General features: G+C 40.1%; 3 protein-coding genes. All 3 read left to right on the top strand.

Features of this window, described 5'->3' with window-relative positions; translation table 11 throughout:
• The first annotated feature begins 3 nt into the window (after nucleotides 1–3).
• A complete protein-coding gene (locus HDE70_RS19270; RefSeq protein WP_183891581.1) occupies nucleotides 4–7,884 on the top strand; it encodes a non-ribosomal peptide synthetase in 7,881 nt (2,626 codons plus the stop codon).
• Nucleotides 7,885–7,891: 7 nt separating this feature from the next.
• On the top strand, nucleotides 7,892–17,020 hold the full coding sequence (locus tag HDE70_RS19265) for a non-ribosomal peptide synthetase/type I polyketide synthase (protein ID WP_183891580.1): 9,129 nt from the start codon (nucleotides 7,892–7,894) through the stop codon (nucleotides 17,018–17,020).
• 443 nt (nucleotides 17,021–17,463) lie between these two features.
• The gene (asnB, locus tag HDE70_RS19260) at nucleotides 17,464–19,320 is read left to right on the top strand and encodes an asparagine synthase (glutamine-hydrolyzing) (RefSeq protein ID WP_183891579.1); all 1,857 of its coding nucleotides are present in this window, start codon (nucleotides 17,464–17,466) and stop codon (nucleotides 19,318–19,320) included.
• The last annotated feature ends 105 nt before the right edge of the window (nucleotides 19,321–19,425 follow it).

The raw sequence follows: 19,425 nt of genomic DNA, 5'->3' as shown, positions 1-19,425 counted from the left end.
CTTATGAATACGTTAATCACAAAATTAAGAGGTTTGCAGATTGCATTGAATGTGGTAGATGGCAAGCTTAAAATTAATGCTCCCAAAGGGGTCGTTACGCCGGAGATTCTTGCAGACATTCAGCAAAATAAAGACGAGCTGATCCAATTCATTACTAACCTATATCAAAAAGAAGAGCTCCAGGTGATCAGCCCTGCTGTAGAAAAGACTTATTATAAGTTATCATCTGCGCAGAAAAGAATGTACTTTTTGTACGATCTGGAGAAAGAATCGACTGCCTATAATATGCCGCAGTCTATCAAAATGACTGGCGAGCCTGATATGATCAGACTACAAACAGCATTTGAACGCCTGGTGCAAAGACATGAAAGCCTGCGTACCATTTTCGTGATTGTGGACGAAGAACCTTATCAGCAGATCATAGCAAGTCCGGTTGTGAATGTCGCCTGTTTTCACGCCATAGATGAAGCAGAAACTGCGGCCGTTATTCAGAACTTTGTTTGTCCTTTTGACTTATCACGTGCGCCGCTGATCCGCCTTGGCGTAATCAGTAATACCGCAGATGAATATATGCTGCTGGTAGATATGCATCATATTATTTCGGACGGCTTATCCAATGAGATTTTACTGGAAGAATTTTATGCGCTGTATGAAGGCAAAGTATTGGCTCCGCTGAAATTACAGTATAAAGATTATGCAGAATGGCAGAATTCTGAGCAACAACAATTCGCTATTGCCCAACAAGGCAAATATTGGTTGAGCTTGTTGCAGCATAATTTACCTGTGCTGGATCTACCCTCAGATTTTCAGCGTGTAACACGCTCCGGTGAAGAAGGAGGCTTAATCAGTACTTATTTAACTGCTGAACAGTACACTGGTGTACAAGCATTTTGTGTAAAATGTAATATCACGGCAAGCATGCTTTTTTATAGCCTGTTCAGTATCCTGTTATCAAAACTAAGCGGACAGGAAGAACTTATATTAGGATTGTCGGCAGCTGGCAGAAATCATCCTGATCTGGAAAAGATTATTGGGTTATTTGTCAATTCGCTGCCTTTGAAAAGTTCTCCTGCTCACGATAAAACAATAGAAGAATTTATCTCAGAAGTAAGGACTGCAACCTTGCAGGCTTACGATAATCAATATTTTCAATTTGATGATTTAGTCAATAAGCTGAATATAAAACGTGAAGATGGACGTAACCCGATGTTCGATGTGATGTTGAATATGGTAGGAAGAGCTGATCAGGAAATTGATTTCTTAAATCAGCCTGCCGGTACTTATTCGCATTTATCCTCTGCTAAAAGATTCGACCTGACACTGAATATTTTTGAATATAACAATACAGCAAACTTACAGTTGCAATACGATGCAGGGCTATTTTTAGCGGAGACCGCAGAGGCCATGCTGAAACAACTGGTTCACCTGATTTCCGCATTGGATAGTTTGGAAGGAAAGAAAATCTCGGCGATAAGTATTGAAAGTGAAAGCAGGATACAAGAGATCAGAGCTGAACTAAATAATTATACCACCTTAAATGAGAATAACCTGGTTCCGGCATCTTATCATCAGGAAAGAATGTGGTTTATTGACCGCTTTGAATCCGGATATCTGTATGAGGCTGGCCCCGTTTATCATAATATTCCCCTGATCGTTAGTATCGGCGGAGCGCTGAATGCAGCGTTACTTGAAAAAAGTATACAGACTGTTATCAATCAATATGCTATACTTCAAACAAATATTATCAATATTGATGAAGCCGCATTTCAGCAGGTACGCAACGATTATACCCTTAACTTATCCATCAAAGAGCTGTCTGATGTACAATCGGCAACAGCTTATATCCATGAATTGATCAATATCCCTTTTGAGCTTGATCAGTTTCTTGTCCGGGCATCTTTAGTGAAAATGACAGCTCACGACTTTAAGCTGGTCCTGGTTTTCCACCATGTCATTGCAGATAGTTATACTGTATCTGCGCTGGTTGAAGAAATATTTGCCACTTACCAGGTTATGGTTAAAGGGACTTTTGTACCTAAAGAAAACGTCAGCCTATCCTACCAGGGCTTTTCATTATGGCAGAAAGAGAAGTTATCCGCAATGGAACCTTACCTGTTAGCTTATTGGAAGATTCAGCTTGCAGGTAAATTAAAAGCATTGGAATTGCCTTTAGATCGTCCAAGAGCAGCCATTCATACTTATACTGCGGATGCCCTTCCAGTAACACTTTCACCAGAGCTTTGTGCAAAGCTGATAACTTATGAACGCCAGAGTGGTGTTGCAATGAATTTGCTGTTAATGGCTGCCTTCAAAATACTATTGAAGAAATATGCACAACAGGATGAAATTATCATCGGAACAAGTTTCCATAACAGAGGGCAGGAAATATTGGAAACAACTATGGGGCCGGTTGCGAATTTGATCGTACTTAAAAGTGTGATCGCTTCTGATACCTGCTTTAACCAGTATTTAGCTGAACTCGGCATCACTTATTCAGATGGACTGAAATACGGTGAAATGCCATTCGACAAACTGGTTAAGGAATTAGCTCCTGAAAAAGACATGAGCAGAACAGCGCTGTTTGATGTTTTGTTCCAATATGAAACCTTTGAGCCTCTTCAGGCCGAAGGACTTGAACTTAACGTGGAAACGACCAATTTAGGTTTAGGAAAATATGATCTGAATTTGTTTTTACAACAAAACGAAGCTCAGATAGCTGGTCAGCTGGTCTTTAACCTTGATTATTTCGAACCTTCAAAAATGATCAGGTTCGTAACGCATTACGAAACGCTGCTCAACAACTTATTAGCTACCCCTGATGCCCGGTTTTCTACTATTGAATTTTTGACGGAAACGGAAAAAGAAATAGTATTAAAAGCGTATGATTACACTGCTGTAGCACATCCGGCTGAAAAAACACTGATAGATTTATTCAATGAGCAGGTGCTAAAATCGCCAGATCAGTTTGCACTGAAATTTGCGGATCAGACGATGACTTACCGGGAACTGGATCGTGAATCTACCCGTCTGGCTTATTTATTACAGCAAAGTGGAGTAAAAGCGAATGACATCATTGGTTTATTAACTGACCGTTCTTTTGAAACCATCACCGGTATGCTGGCTATTCTTAAATCGGGAGGCGCTTACTTACCAATTGATATTGATTATCCGTCAGAAAGAATAAACTATCTGATTAAAGATAGTGGGACAAAAATTGTCTTAACCTCGAAAACCACTTCGGCAGCAATAGAAAATGCAGCCTTACTAAGCTTCATTTATTTTGAAGAGGTGGCTGCTTTGCCTGAAGATCTTGTTTGCCCGGTTTATCAGAATGATCCTTGTGATTTATGCTATATCATTTATACTTCCGGAACAACAGGAAATCCTAAAGGGGTAATGATTGAACACCGGAATGTAGTCCGTTTATTGTTTAATGAACAATTCCAGTTTGACTTCGGGTCTTCAGATATCTGGACCATGTTCCATAGCCACTGCTTTGACTTTAGTGTCTGGGAAATCTATGGTGCATTGTTATTTGGCGGTCAGCTGGTCATCATCCCTAAACAGCTATCGGCAAATACTGCTGCTTATCTCCAGATTTTAAAGGATGAAAAAGTGACCATCCTTAATCAGACTCCGGGTGCTTTTTACAACCTGGTTCAGGAAGAAGAAGCCTGTATAACGAAAGAATTAAATTTACGTTATGTGATCTTTGGGGGAGAAGCATTAAGCCCGGGCAAATTGAAAAGCTGGCATGAGCAGTATCCTGCTGTTAAACTGATTAATATGTTCGGGATTACAGAAACTACTGTTCACGTCACTTATAAAGAGATTGGAGCTTTCGAGATCCAGCATAACATTAGTAATATCGGGACTCCGATCCCAACCTTATCCGTTTATATTTTCGATGAAAACCAACGCTTGCTTCCGCAGGGCGTGATTGGTGAATTGTATGTTGGCGGAGCTGGGGTAGCCAGAGGATATCTGGGCAGAGACGAACTTAATGCAGTGAAATTTATAACAAATCCTTACCGCCCCGAAGAAAGATTGTACAGATCAGGAGATCTGGTTCGGGCGCTTGAAAACGGAGAACTGGAATATATGGGTAGAAATGATGATCAGGTTAAGATCAGAGGGTTCAGAATTGAACTTGATGAGATTGCTTTCCAGTTATCGGAATATGATCAGATTAAAAAATCTACAGTTGTTGTTGGCGAAAGAGAAGGTGAAAAATATATTGCTGCTTATTACGTGTCGGCGGATGAAATTCCGGTAAGCGAACTCAGATGTTTTCTGCTGGATAGATTACCTGATTACATGATGCCTGCCTACTTTATCAGCATGGATCATATTCCATTAACAGGGAATGGCAAAGTAGATAAAAAAGCACTGCCATCAGTAAATGGTTCCATTGTACATGCCTATGAAGGTGCTTCAAATGCAGTGGAAGCAGATTTACAAAGTATATGGGCTGCTGTTTTAAAATTAGATCAGGAGGCAATCAGTGTAACCCGGAGCTTTTTTGAACTGGGTGGTCACTCGCTGAAAGCAGCAGTTCTGGTGAACCGCATCAGTAAAGAATTGGGTGTACAGCTAAAACTGAAAGACATTTTCAGAAGTCAGACGATCCGGGAAATGAGTTTACTCATCAATAGTTCGGTTCAGCCGGTGCCTGCTGGCATTCCAACTGCTCTGGCTAAGGCATGTTATGTTTTATCTGCTGCACAAAAGCGGATGTACTTCTTATATCAACTGGATAAAAATTCTGTTGCTTATAACATGCCGCAGTTTATCAGGATGGAAGGTGAATTGGATACCATTCGTTTACGTAAAGCCTTAAAAGCTTTGGTAGAACGCCATGAAAGTTTGCGTACAGTATTTGGAATGGAGCAGGATGAGCCTGTTCAGTATATACTAAAAGAAAGTAATTTTGAATTAGTTCATACTATAACCAGGGAAGTAACTACAAGACTGGCTGATTTTGTTAAACCTTTCAACCTTGAATCCGGCCCGTTGCTGCGTGCAGAATTGATCAGCATCGGCAATACTGAACATGTGCTGGCTATAGATATGCACCATATTGTAACTGATGGGGTTTCCAATGGTCTGCTGGTACATGATTTTATGCAGCTTTATCAAGGTTTGAACCTTACAAGTCTAAATATTCAATACAAAGATTACGCAGAATGGCAGCAAAGTGAAGCCAGGCAGCATGTACTGGCCACTCAAAAAGAATTCTGGTTAGCTGCTTATGCGGCAGAAACCAACCAGCTGAACTTACCTTCTGACTATCCGCGTCCACAGGTTAAACAGCATGACGGGGACTGTATCAGTTTTACACTGGATCACGGCATAACCAGTGGATTGCAGCAATTAGGCAGTACTGAAGGTGCCACGATGTACATGATCCTGTTATCATTTTACAACATCCTGTTAGGGAAACTAGGCAATACGGCCGATGTGGTTGTTGGCAGTCCGGTTGCAGGCCGTGAACATGCAGATCTGGAAGGAATTATGGGCATGTTTGCCAATACGCTTGCGTTGCGCAGTTATCCCGAAGGAACTAAGACTTACCGCGATTATCTGTCAGAAGTGAAACAGGTTGCTTTGCAATGTTTTGACAACCAGGGATATCAGTATGAAGACCTGGTGAGCAGCCTGAAAATTGACCGCGATACCAGCCGTAACCCATTATTCGATGTCATGTTTTCTTATGATAATTTTGAGAACGAAGGATTGGAATTGCCTGGTCTGAAAATCAGTCAGCTCAGCGGCGTACATCATATTTCCAAGTTTGACCTGACCTTGTCGGCGCGGCAAGGCGATGGAATGCTGCATTTGCAATTTGATTACAGTACTGCTTTATACAGCCGCGAAAGGATTAGCCGTTATGCGGCTTATTTCCAGCGGATCGCTGCTGCGGTTCTGGCAGATACAAACACAACGCTTTCCGCTATTAACTTACTGAGCAAAGCGGAAGAAAAAGAACAATTAGAAGTATTCAATAACACGACCGTACCGTATCCGCAGGATAAAACGCTGATCGATTTATTCGAAGCGCAAGTTGCAAGAACACCAGATCATATTGCCCTGCGCTGCGCATCGGGCACGCTGAGCTATAAAGAATTCAATAAAAAGGCAGACCAGTTTGCCTCTTATCTGAAGGCAGTCGCCCATATAAAACCCGGCGAACTGGTAGGAATTTTACTGGAAAGAGAAGAATACCTGATGTTATCCATTTATGGGATATTGAAAGCAGGTGCAGCTTATGTGCCAATTGACCCGCATTCACCCGCAGATCGCATCAACACTATCATTTCAGTTTCTGGAATCAGTGCGCTGGTCAGCCGTAGCCGTTATTACCAGAACAAAGATCTTGTAATAGCAGGAATGCTGATTGATCTGGACAATTGTGAGGAAACAATCCATACACAGTCCATCGTTAAAATAACTGCACCACGCAGTACAGATCTTGCTTATGTAATTTATACTTCCGGTTCAACCGGAGTCCCTAAAGGAGTAATGGTTGAACACCATTCGGTAGTTAACAGGCTAGTCTGGATGCAGAAAATGTACCCGATCAATGAAACGGATGTCCTGCTTCAGAAAACCCCTGTTGTATTTGATGTGTCGGTCTGGGAACTTTTCTGGTGGTCATTTACCGGAGCCTCGTTATGCCTTTTACGTCCCGGCGCAGAAAAAGAACCAGAAGAACTGATTTCAGAAATCGCAGCCAATAAAATTACGGTACTTCACTTTGTACCACCCATGTTGCAAGCGTTCCTGATGTTTTTGGAACGTGATCCTATGCTTAAAGCAGTAGCCGGTGTGGATAAAGTATTTGCCAGTGGAGAAGCGCTGAAGCCTGAACAAGTACAAGCTTTCAAAAAAACAATGTATAGCGCACATAACAGCAGGCTGATCAATATGTATGGCCCTACAGAAGCTACGGTGGAAGTGAGTTATCATGAAATAGATTTTGAAGCCGCCAACACGATCATCCCTATCGGCAAGCCAATTGATAATATCCGCTTATATATTGTAGACCAGTATAACAAGCTGGTTCCAAAAGGCGTAAATGGTGAACTGTGTATTGCAGGAGCCGGACTGGCCAGAGGTTATCTGAACAGTGAGGAACTAACTGCACAGAAATTCATCGCTAATCCATGGGAACCCGGAGAACGCCTTTACAAAACAGGTGATGTCGCTTACTGGTTGGAAACAGGTGAAATTGCTTATACCGGACGAATCGACTTCCAGGTTAAACTCAGAGGTTACCGGATCGATTGCGGAGAGATCGAAAGTCACCTGCAAAACTATCCGGGATTACAGGAACCCATAGTACTGCTCAAAGAAGATGGAGACACAAAATATCTGGCGGCCTATTATGTTGCCCCTTCAGAGATTGCAGAAGAAGCTTTAACCAATTTCTTGTCAGAAAAGATCCCGGCTTATATGATCCCTGCACATTACGTACAGCTGGATAAATTACCGCTCACTACCAGTGGTAAAGTGGACAGAAAGGCTTTACCAGACCCGCAACTCCATTTGAAGATTACTTACATCAAACCAATTAATCAAATACAAAGAGATCTGGTCAGCATCTGGTCAGAAGTGCTGAACAAGAATACAGCAGATATTTCTGCGAATGCGAACTTCTTTGATCTTGGAGGAAATTCCCTGAGCCTGATGAAACTCGTTAACCGGATCAATCAGCATTTTGATGCGAATCTAACCGTAGCGAATATGTTCAGATACCCGGTGATCTCACTGATCGCAGAATTTTTATCAGTTCCGGATATACAGTTCGGAGCTATAGAAGCAGATATCCAGGATGATCTGGATCAAATGAATGAAGTTATTGGATTATTAAATCATAATTAATATCAAGATGAGAAAATATACAGGTTTAGAAGTCGCTGTTATTGGTTTGGCCGGAAGATTTCCACAGGCTGATACGATTGAACAATATTGGGAAAACTTAAAAAATGGTAAGGACTGTATCAGCGAGTTGAGTGATGCAGAACTATTGGCAGAAGGCGTCTCGGAACAACTGCTTAAAAATAAAGACTACGTTAAGGCTAATTCTTATTTAGAAAACAAAAAGTACTTTGACGCAGAGTTTTTTGGTTACAGACCTGATGAAGCAGAATTGATGGATCCGCAATTAAGGATCTTTCACGAATGCTGCTGGGAGGCTTTGGAAGACAGCGGTTATAGCACCACAGCGCTGAAAGAAAAAGTAGGCGTATTCGCAACCGGTACACCAAATGTAAACTGGGTCTTGTATTCCATGCATAAAAACAGAGAACAGCTGGTAGATGATTTTTCAGCATCACATCTCAGAGAAGTCTCTTTTCTAAGTTCAAGGATCGCCTATAAATTTAATTTAAAAGGCCCTGCTGTTTACCTGCAAACTGCCTGTTCTTCTTCGCTGGTCGCTATCCATGAAGCTTGCAATAGCTTATTGCTGGGGGAATGTGGAATGGCATTGGCCGGAGGAATTGCTGTCCATAACTATTCAAAAAAAGGGTATCTCTATGAGAAAGGTATGATTACCTCGAAGGATGGTAAATGCAGACCTTTTGATGTAGACTCTGATGGTACAGTAGGTGGAGAAGGTGCAGGAGTAATCGTATTGAAAAAACTTAAAGACGCGATCAGAGACAGAGATAACATTTATGGTATTATCAAAGGAACTGCGATCAACAATGATGGTAACAGTAAAGTCGGTTATACTGCACCAAGCGTAAAGGGGCAGGTTGATGCGATCAAAAAAGCACATAAAATGGCTGGTGTGGATTCATCCAGCATCACTTATATAGAGACTCACGGAACGGCAACAGCGCTTGGAGATGCAATAGAAATTGAGGCTTTGAATGAAGCTTTCGGAAACGAAAAAGTTATCAAATGTGCTATAGGATCTGTTAAATCTAATATTGGTCACCTGGATACAGCTGCGGGTGTAGCTGGTTTTATTAAAACGATCCTGACCCTGAAGCATAAACAGCTTCCGCCAAGTTTACATTTTACGGCTCCGAATGCCAATATCAGCTTTACTAACGGCCCGTTTTATGTCAACAATAAATTAACCAGCTGGCAGCAGCAATCAGGTGAGCCATTAAGAGCAGGAGTGAGCTCATTTGGCATCGGTGGCACAAATGCGCATATCGTATTGGAAGAAGCGCCGGAACTTGAACTTCAGCCACAAACCAGGGATCATCAACTCATTTTCCTGTCTGCAAAATCACAGGCAAGTCTGGAAGAAAACACAGTCAGACTGACTGATTACTTTAAGAAAGAAAATCCTGCTTCCCTGGCCGATATCGCTTACACGCTGCAAAAAGGAAGAGACAAGTTTAAATACCGGAGAATGCTGATTGCGGCAAACGGTGCAGAAGCTATTCAGATTTTAACTGATCATAAATTCATTGATCATAACGCTTCCGAAACACAGGAAGATCTTCAAAATATTGTGTTTATGTTTTCAGGACAGGGTGCACAGTACATCAACATGTACCAGGACCTTTATGAGAAGGAAGGCTTCTTCAAAGATCAGGTTGATGCCTGCTTTGAAATTGCAAAGACTTATACCGATGCAGATTTGCAGGCAGTTTTAACCAATAAAGACGGACAAAATAAAACTATAAATAATACCCAATATGCACAACCATTGTTATTTATAATGGAATATGCAATGGCAAAATTACTGATGAGATGGTGTGTAAAGCCTGAATATATGATTGGGCACAGCGTGGGAGAGTATGTTGCAGCTTGTATTAGCGGCGTATTCAGCCTGAACGATGCAATTCGTTTGGTGGTGCGCCGCGGACAGTTAATGAGCGAAGTAGAACAAGGAGGGATGCTGAGTATCAACTGTACTGAAAAAGAGCTGAATTTGTTAAAAGAGAATTTTGAAGGGATTGATGTTGCTGCGCTTAACAGCGAAAACTCTTGTGTTGTTGCAGGCACAACGGCAGCTATTGAAACCTTCGAAGCTCATGTTAAATTAAGTGGATATGAAGCAAAACTGCTCCATACTTCGCATGCTTTTCATTCTCACATGATGGATGAAATACTCAGCAAATTTGAACAGGAAGTTTCTCTGGTAACAATTAACCAACCACAAATTCCATACGTGTCCAATCTTTCAGGTGAACTGGTTACCTGCGAAGAATTGAAAACCCCTGCTTATTGGAGTAAACATTTACGCAGTACCGTTAATTTCTTAAAAGGCAGCCAGTGGTTGCTGAATCAGGGTGATGCTGTGTTTATAGAAATAGGGCCAGGCAGAGCACTCAGCAATTATCTCTCAGAAAATAAACTAAAAACAGCGGGGCATCATATCCTGAATACTACCCGTCAATTCAACCAGCAAATCAACGATCAGAAATATCTTATTGAAAAACTAGGCCGCTTGTGGTTGCTGGGAGTTAAAGTGGATTGGGATAGTTATTATACCGATGAACAAAGACAAAAAGTTTCTCTGCCAGCTTATGCATTCCATAAAACTCCTTTTACTACCGATGTTGATGCATTTACACTGGTTCAAAGTCAATTAAAAGCTCTTCCTCCGGTAAGCGGAACTCACGTGGAAAATTATATCCATGCCCATAGCTGGCAATTATCATCGCTCCCTAATGAGGCCGCGGAGTTAAAAGAAAAACAAATGAACTTCCTGGTATTTTCAGGAACAGAAGTTCTTAGCAGTGCAATCCTCAAAGACTTACAATCCAATGGGCAAAATGTAATTGAAATCAGAAATGGATCAGTCTTCAGGAAATTAGATAATCAGCATTATGAATTGAATCTTACACAGACCGAAGCACTGGCCGAATTATGGAATGACCTTGCGGCACAAGAGTTGACTATTCATCATATCATTTATTGTCGTGCATTGAGCAGCCAGCCACTGACTGTAAAATATGAAGCTATTGAAACACAATTCTCTACGGGTTATATAGGTTTATCCTGCCTGGCGAAATCACTCTCTATTGCAGGTAGATCGGAGCCTGTTCAGTTAACCGTGATTAATAACCGTTTGGCCAATGTGACCGAAGGAGATCAGGTTGATCCTTTAAAAGCGAGTATTCAGGGGCCATCAAGGGTAATTCCATTGGAGATGATGAACATTAAATGTAAGGTACTGGATATTCCATATCCTTTTAAAAATGAAAATCAACTGCATGAGTACAGTATTCAATTAATTAACGAGATCCTTTATGAATCCAATGATCCGTTTGTGGCTTACAGATACAAACAAAGATGGATACGTGCCTTCAATTCTTTTGACAGCAATGCTAAAGTCGGCTCTAATGTTGCTATTGTAAACGGTGGTACCTACCTGATTACAGGTGGATTTGGTGGAATGGGCTTTGCAATTGCAGCAAATCTTGTGCATCAGCATCAGGCGAATGTAATTCTTGTACACCGTTCAGATTTCCCTGGAAAAGGACAATGGAGCAACTGGATTGCTGCGAATGGCAAACAAGACCGCATCAGTATAAAAATTATGGAGCTTCAGCACATGGAAGCAACCGGATGTACTGTAACCTTACGCCAACTGGATGTTTCCAATGAAGAGCAGGTGAAAATAATGGCCAGTGAAATTCAACAATACGGGTTAAACGGCCTGATCTGGGCTGCGGGAGAAATTGACTACGGCGGCATTCTGTTAAACAGGGATAAAAATGAACTCATTCAATCGGTTTCTTCGAAAGTACATGGACTGCTGTTATTTGAAAAATACCTGAACTTTAAAAATCTGGACTTCATCTCGCTTTTCTCTTCTGTTGGGAATGTCTTGTATCAGTCTAAATTTGGGCAGACCGCTTACAATGCGGCCAATGAATTCCTGGAAAACTATCCATACTATATTAAGAAAAAGACAGGTACACATGCTTTTGCAATCAACTGGTGTGACTGGTTGAATGTAGGGATGACTATTAAAGCACGTTTAAAAACTGCAAATACAAATGATGTTGACCTGATCAATTCACAAATTACAGATGGGATTTATCCGGAAGACGGCGTAAAAATATTTCACCACTGTCTGCAAAGCAAAGTACAGGTATCTACCATTTATAAAGAAAATATAGGTGCTGCGATCCGGGCTTATCAGGCAGAATTCAGCGAGGTTAAAGCAAATTTAGTCAATGTTGCACCAGTGGCTGAGAAAGCAGGGCCTCTGAGCGGTACACTGGAAGAAAAACTGACTGCAATTTTCGCGGAATTCTTCGGCAAAACTGATATTGGTCTGGATGATGACTTCTTTGAACTTGGTGGTGATTCGTTACGTGGAATGACCTTTATTGCCAGGGTAAACCAGAAACTGGGCGTTAATTATTCTGTTAAAGACGTCTTTAAATATCCTACATTAAGGTTATTGCGCTCAAAACTGGAAAGTGATGAACCGGACAGCAGTTTTGCTGAAATCCCTGAAGCGGAATTAAAAGAAAATTATTCTTTATCCTCGGCACAAAAAAGAATGTACTTCCTGCAAATGTTTGATAAGGAAAGTATTGTTTATAACGAGACCATTCTGTTCTGGTTGAAAGGAGATTTAAATACTGTTAAGTTTGAAAATGCTTTCAGAAAATTGATTGCGCGTCACGAAAGCTTAAGAACTTCATTTGTCTTTGAAAATGAGACACCTAAACAGGTCATACTGGAAAATTTCAATTTTAATGTTGCACAGCTTACCGCACCTTCGACGGCTATTGAAGAGGCCATCACTGCTTTCATCCAGCCGTTTGATCTGGCTGCGGGGCCACTGGTGAGAGTAGGGATGCTGGAAAATAATCCGGCAGAAACTCTGGTGATTATCGATATGCACCATATTATTACAGATGGTGTATCCAGGGGAATTCTGATTAAAGACTTCATGTCACTTTACAATGAGGAACAATTGCCGGCATTAAAACTGCAATACAAAGATTACGCAGAGTGGCAGCAAAGTGCTGCACAAAAGCAGGAAATACTGAACCAGAAAGATTTCTGGCTTAAACAATTCGAAGAAGAACCAGCTATACTTCAATTGCCAATAGATAATGAAAGGCCCTTAATCAAAAGTAATGCAGGAGATTCGATCAACTTCGCTTTGGGACAAGCAGAAACCATACAATTAAAAGCGATAGCCGAAGCTGAAAATACATCCGTATTTATGCTGTTATTAGCAGTTTATAATGTTTTACTGGCTAAAATTACCAGTCAGGATGATATTGTGATCGGAACGCCAACAGCAGGAAGAGGACATGCTGACCTGGAAAATATGGCAGGAATGTTTGTCAACATGATTCCGCTAAGAAATCATGCGGATGCAACATTAGGCTTTAAAGAATTTTTATCTCAGGTAAAAACAAACTGTCTGGACTTCTTTGCCAATCAATCTTATCAATATGAGGAATTGATCGAGGCCCTGAAAATTGAAAGAGATATGGGGCGTAATCCACTATTTGATGTGGTTTTCTCTCATGAGAACTTTGATTTCTCCGCATTCAAGATCCCTGGTCTGGAAATGGAGAACTATGATAACGGATCTAAAATCTCCAAGTTTGATTTACGCTTAACTACCGTAGAAAGTGAAGACGGTATTTTTGGGACCTTTGAATATGCAACCAGCTTATTCAGAAAAGAAACGATTGAGAATTTTATTATTTATTTTAAACAAATCATTGCTGTTGTTCTTGCCAATGCTGAGGTTAAAATCGGCAATATTGAATTTATAGGCGAAAAAGAAAGACATCAGCTTTTAAAAGAATTTAATGATACAGAAGAAAGCTACGAAGGACAAAAATTACTGACAGAGTTGTTCGAGGAGCAAGTTTTAAAATCTCTGGACAAACCAGCTATTTTAGCAGATGGGATCACTTTCTCTTATGAATGGTTAAATACAGCGGCGAATAAAGTTGCACATATTTTAAGAACCAGTGGTGTCAAAAGAGAAGATGCTGTTGTGGTGATTATGGAACGCAGAGTGGAACTGATCATTGCCTTGCTGGGCATCTTGAAAGCTGGCGGGAAATATGTACCAGTTGAACCTTATTTACCTGCCAGCAGGATTGGAATTATCCTGGAATCAGTGGAAGCCGGATATATCCTGACGGATTACGACTATTATGAAACTGCAAGAAGCTTAAAAGAAGAAGCACCTAAAGTAAATAGTGTAATTGCTATTGATGTGAACAGTAAAAGAGATTTAGCGGTTCATCAGTTTGAAAACGGATCGGCGAACCCTGTGAATGTTTCAGCTTATGCGGCTACTAATTTACCAGTTTGCAACTCGAGTGAAGACCTTGCTTATGTCATCTTTACTTCCGGATCGACAGGAAATCCAAAAGGTGTTGCCGTGCAACATAAACCTGTAATTAACCTGATTGAATGGGTAAACAAAACCTACCACGTTGGCGAACAGGATAAATTGCTTTTTGTAAGCTCTATTAGTTTCGACCTTTCGGTATATGATATTTTTGGGATGCTGGCTGCGGGCGGAATGTTAAGGATCGCTAACAGAAAAGAACTGGAAGATCCGGATACCCTGGCCGAAATTATGGTAGAAGAAGGGATTACTTTCTGGGATTCAGCACCTGCTATGTTACAGCAAGTAATTCCATTCCTTGAAAATCGTCAAACTCAGGCGCGTGCTAAAGGTCAATTGCGAATTGCCTTTTTAAGTGGAGACTGGATTCCTTTGACTATGCCTGTTCAAATGAAATCACTGTTTGCTAAACTGCGGTTTATTGCATTAGGCGGGGCGACTGAAGCGACAGTCTGGTCTAACTTTTTTGAAGTTGACCAGGTTGATCCTGCCTGGAAAAGTATTCCTTATGGCAAACCTATTCAAAACGCGAAATACCTGGTACTGAATAAAAGTCTGAATGTTTGTCCGGCAGGCCTGGCTGGCGATCTGTATATTGGTGGTCAATGTTTAGCACAGGGCTATATCAATGACAAAGAACTGAGTGATAAGAAATTTATAGCCAGCCCATTTGATGCAGGCGAAATGCTTTATGAAACCGGTGATATGGCGAGATGGTTGCCGGATGGAAATATTGAATTCCTGGGACGTAATGATTCACAAATTAAAATCAGGGGATTCAGAATAGAGCTGGGTGAGATTGAAAGAAAGCTTGTTGAATTTGAAGGCGTAAAGCAGGTACTGACACAGGTCATTACTAAAAGCAAGTATGACAAATCGATCTGCGTGTATTATGTAGCAGCAGTACCTTTAGCAGAAGATGAGATGCGTTCTTTTCTGAGCAAAGACCTGCCGCCTTATATGATCCCGAAATACTTTGTCCATATAGAACGTGTACCCGTAACTAAAAATGGGAAGATTGATAGGAAACAGCTTCCACTGCCTGTACAAGCTGCAAAAGGAGAAGATATACAAAAACCTAAAACTTATATTCAGAAGAAATTAACAACGATCTGGGCAGATCTTTTACAGATTGACAGCCAGACCATTGATGTCAGAGACGATTTCTTCACTTTAGGCGGGCATTCTATCCTGGCGGTTCATTTAATCAATACCATCAGACAGGAATTCCACATTAACCTTAAACTAAGAAAGATCTTTGAAAACTCAACCGTTGAAAAGCTTGCTGAATTGATGGAGCATAGTGAAATTGAGATAAGTCTGGACGTACAAGATTCAGATCAGCCCGGAATGATTACCGGGAACAGGCCACTCAATGGCCAGTTAAAGGTGATTTCAAAAGCAGCTAAAAGAGAGTTATATCCTGTTTCACATGCACAGGAGAGGCTTTATTATGAGCAAATGTTAAATAAAGATAATGTAAGCTATAATGTTTACGGAGTCTATGAAATCAAAGGGGCAGTAGAAGAAGAAAAACTGGCTGCTGCTTTTCAAAAGCTGGTAGACAGGCATGATACACTGCGTACAAGTTTCCTTTTAAAGGAGGATACTTTACTACAAAGGATTAATGAGGGGGTGGAATTCAACTTAATTCATCTGGATGACAACAAATATCAGGGGATTAAAGAAGCATTTGCTGATTTTATTCAACCTTTTGACTTGTCGGCAGATTCACTGCTGCGTGCCGCACTGCTGAATTACAAAGGAACCAGGCTGCTATTTGTTGATATCCATCATATTGTTTGTGACGGTATTTCCCTGAACATCCTGATGAATGATTTCAAACAGTTGTATACCGGTCATGATTTACCAGCTCTTGATTTAAGCTACGTTGATTATGCAGTATGGCAAAAAGAAACTGCTGCCATAGAAGAACAGCAGAAACAGTACTGGATGAATCAGCTGGCGGGTGAATTGCCTCAGCTATCCTTGCCTGTAAGTCAGGACAGAGAATATGTTAGTATTCAATCTGCCGCTACCGGATCTATGGAGATTAGCGGAACACAATATAACCAGATCAAGGAATTTATTGCTACCTCGAAAGTGACTGACTATATGTTCTTCTTATCAGTATACTATCTTTTGTTAGCAAAAATCTCAGGAGATACTGATATTATCATTGGTACTGATATGATTGGAAGAACACAAACAGAACTTCAGGATGTGGTTGGAACCTTTATCAATTTATTACCATTGCGCTTGCAACTTCAGCCCGAAGAATCTTATACGGTGTTTCTGGAAAAGGTGAAAAATTGTGTGCTCGGCGCCTTTGAAAATCAGGATTATCAATACGATCAGATTATATCATTGCTGAATCAGGAGGAAAGGCTCGAAGGTAAGTTAATCCATGTTCATTTTGCTTTTGCAAATTACTTCGATCAGCAAACCACGCAGAATGAGCTTGACATTGTTCCTTTTGAGACTGCTTTAAAAGAATCTACACAGTTTGAATTCAAAATTGAAGCGCGGGAAGAGGGAGGGAAATATTACTTGTCATTTATTTATAGTGATGAACTCTACACAGCAGAAGTGATTTCACTGCTGATGGAATATTATAGTAATATCCTGAACACCGTCTTGCATGAAACTCAAATCAGCATAGAAGAAATTGAGCTGGAAAATGTATTGGGACAAGCTTGTTAGGAAGATTCAGACATAATTATTGAAAAAAAGGGCTCCGGGTTTAATCTCCGGAGCCCTTTTTTTTTGACTTTTATGCAAGTGATTTCTGTGAAAAACTTAATTATTGGCCTCGTAAAGAGTGTTTTATATTTATTTTAACTTTTTTATTATTTTATTTTGAAAGTTAATTTATATCTCCTACTTTAGTTCTTAATAATTGGAAGGTGGGCCATTAAAAATAAAACATTCTTCTCCTGAAGAATTTAATCATCTTCCTCCTGTGTTAACTAAGCGTTCTGTGAGCGCGATTAGCGAAGCTATAAATCAGCACTATAATTTACTGTAAAATAACCCTGATAAATCTTACGATTTATTCAAAAACTCTATTTCTCTTCATTTTAATATCTATGGTTTGGACTAATTATGTCTGGCTGAAACCGTAATATTTATTAATTTCCTTATTTATGTGTGGCATTTGCGGTTTCGTAAAATTTGGTAACGGGGTTACCGGGCAAGATAAACATGTTATTCAAAACATGAATCATAAGCTATTACACAGAGGGCCTGATGCTCAGGATTCACTCTTATTTGATAACATTGCACTGGGATTTACCCGCTTAAGCATTATTGGACTGGGCAATGGCATGCAGCCAATCTCTAACGAAGACGATTCTGTTCTGGTGGTCTGTAATGGTGAAATATTCAATTACATAGAATTAAGAGAGGAATTAAAACTGAAGGGGCATGTATTTAAAACAAGTACAGATGTAGAAGTTATCGTCCATTTATATGAAGAACACCATATGGATTTTCTCCATAAACTTAATGGTCAGTTTGCCTTCTCTTTATATGATAAACGCACAAAAATGATGTTCTGCGTTCGTGATCATATGGGAATTATCCCTTTCTTTTATACGTTTGCCAATAACAGTTTTATCTTCGGTTCAGAAATTAAAGCTATCCTTGAACATCCAGATGTGAAACGTGAAGTTGACCTGGTTGGCTTAGATCAGATCTTTACTTTCGCTGGCTTAATTAGTCCGAGAACAGTTTTTAAAAATATAAATAGCTTAGAGAACGGACATTATATCAGTATTAACAGCGAAGGCCGGTTAGAGAAGAAACAATATTGGGACCTGACTTATCCTGAGCAGGATGAACTGAAAGAAGTTAAATCAGAAGGTTATTATATAGAGAAACTGGAAGAATTATTTAATAATTCTATCAAATTACGCTTAAGAGCAGATGTACCTTCAGGATTCTATTTAAGTGGCGGTCTGGATTCCTCCTTAATCGCTATGAAAATTCATGAATTTGCACCAGGTATTCAAAAAGAAGCTTTCTCTATAGATTTTATCGATTCTCAGTTATCTGAATCCACCTATCAGAAACTAGTCGCAAAAAAGTGTGGTGCTAATCTGAATCAAAAGGTATTCTTTCATGATGATATCAGCAGCAGATTACAAAAATCAGTTTATCACAGTGAATGCCCGATCAAAGAAACTTATAACACAGCTTCTTTATCGCTATCGGAAACGGTAAGGCAAAAAGGGATTAAAGTGATTTTATCTGGTGAAGGGGCAGACGAACTTTTTGCAGGTTATGTAGGCTACAGGTTTGATAAAATGAGAGCCATGAATGTGGTAAATTATCCTTCAGATCCATTGGAAGAGCAATTACGGGAAAAATTATGGGGGGATAAAAACTTCTTCTATGAAAGGAATTTTCTGGAATTTGATGCTGTGAAAAGGAGTCTTTACTCGTCAGATGTCAATGCCTCTTTTGATGAAATTAATTGCTTAAACCATTTCGTAATTGATAAAAGTAAATTGCATAACCGCGATATGGTAAATAAAAGAGCTTATGTAGATTATAAGATCAGGTTGGTTGATCATTTGATTTCTGACCACGGTGACCGGATGTCCATGGCAAATTCTGTAGAAGTCAGGTATCCGTTTTTGGATAAGGATTTCGTTGAATTCTCTACTAAAGTGCCATCAGACCTTAAATTAAAAGACTTTACAGAAAAATATATTTTGAAAGAGATGGCTTCCAAAGTCGTCCCTAAAGAAATTATAGAAAGAGAGAAATTTGGCTTTGTTGCACCAGGAAGCCCATATTTATTGCAAAAGAATATTGAATATATCAATGATATCCTCTCGTCGGATACCATCAAAAAACAAGGATATTTTAATCCTGCACAGATTGAAAAGCTTAAAAATACCTATCAACAAAAAGATTTTAGCATCAATGCCCCTTTTGAAAGTGACCTGTTAATCACGGTACTTACTTTCGGAATACTTCAGGAGGAATTCTTTTAACCCTGTAAACCTCCCCGCAAAACCCACAATAATTTTCAGAATCAACATCAAAAACTCATCAGCATAAAGAGGGGTCAGGCCTGCCTTTGCCCTTTATTTTCTTCC

Origin of the sequence: Pedobacter cryoconitis (assembly GCF_014200595.1) — a bacterium.
GTDB classification, from domain to species: Bacteria; Bacteroidota; Bacteroidia; order Sphingobacteriales; family Sphingobacteriaceae; genus Pedobacter; species Pedobacter cryoconitis_C.
The sequence above is the reverse complement of the archived record's forward strand: the minus strand, read 5'-3'. Positions and strand labels throughout refer to the sequence as shown.

Excerpts from the sequence above, each read along its gene's own strand:
- HDE70_RS19270 (WP_183891581.1), top strand. The coding sequence starts at position 4 with ATGAATACGTTAATCACAAAATTAAGAGGTTTGCAGATTGCATTGAAT.
- HDE70_RS19265 (WP_183891580.1), top strand. The coding sequence starts at position 7,892 with ATGAGAAAATATACAGGTTTAGAAGTCGCTGTTATTGGTTTGGCCGGA.
- asnB (WP_183891579.1), top strand. The coding sequence starts at position 17,464 with ATGTGTGGCATTTGCGGTTTCGTAAAATTTGGTAACGGGGTTACCGGG.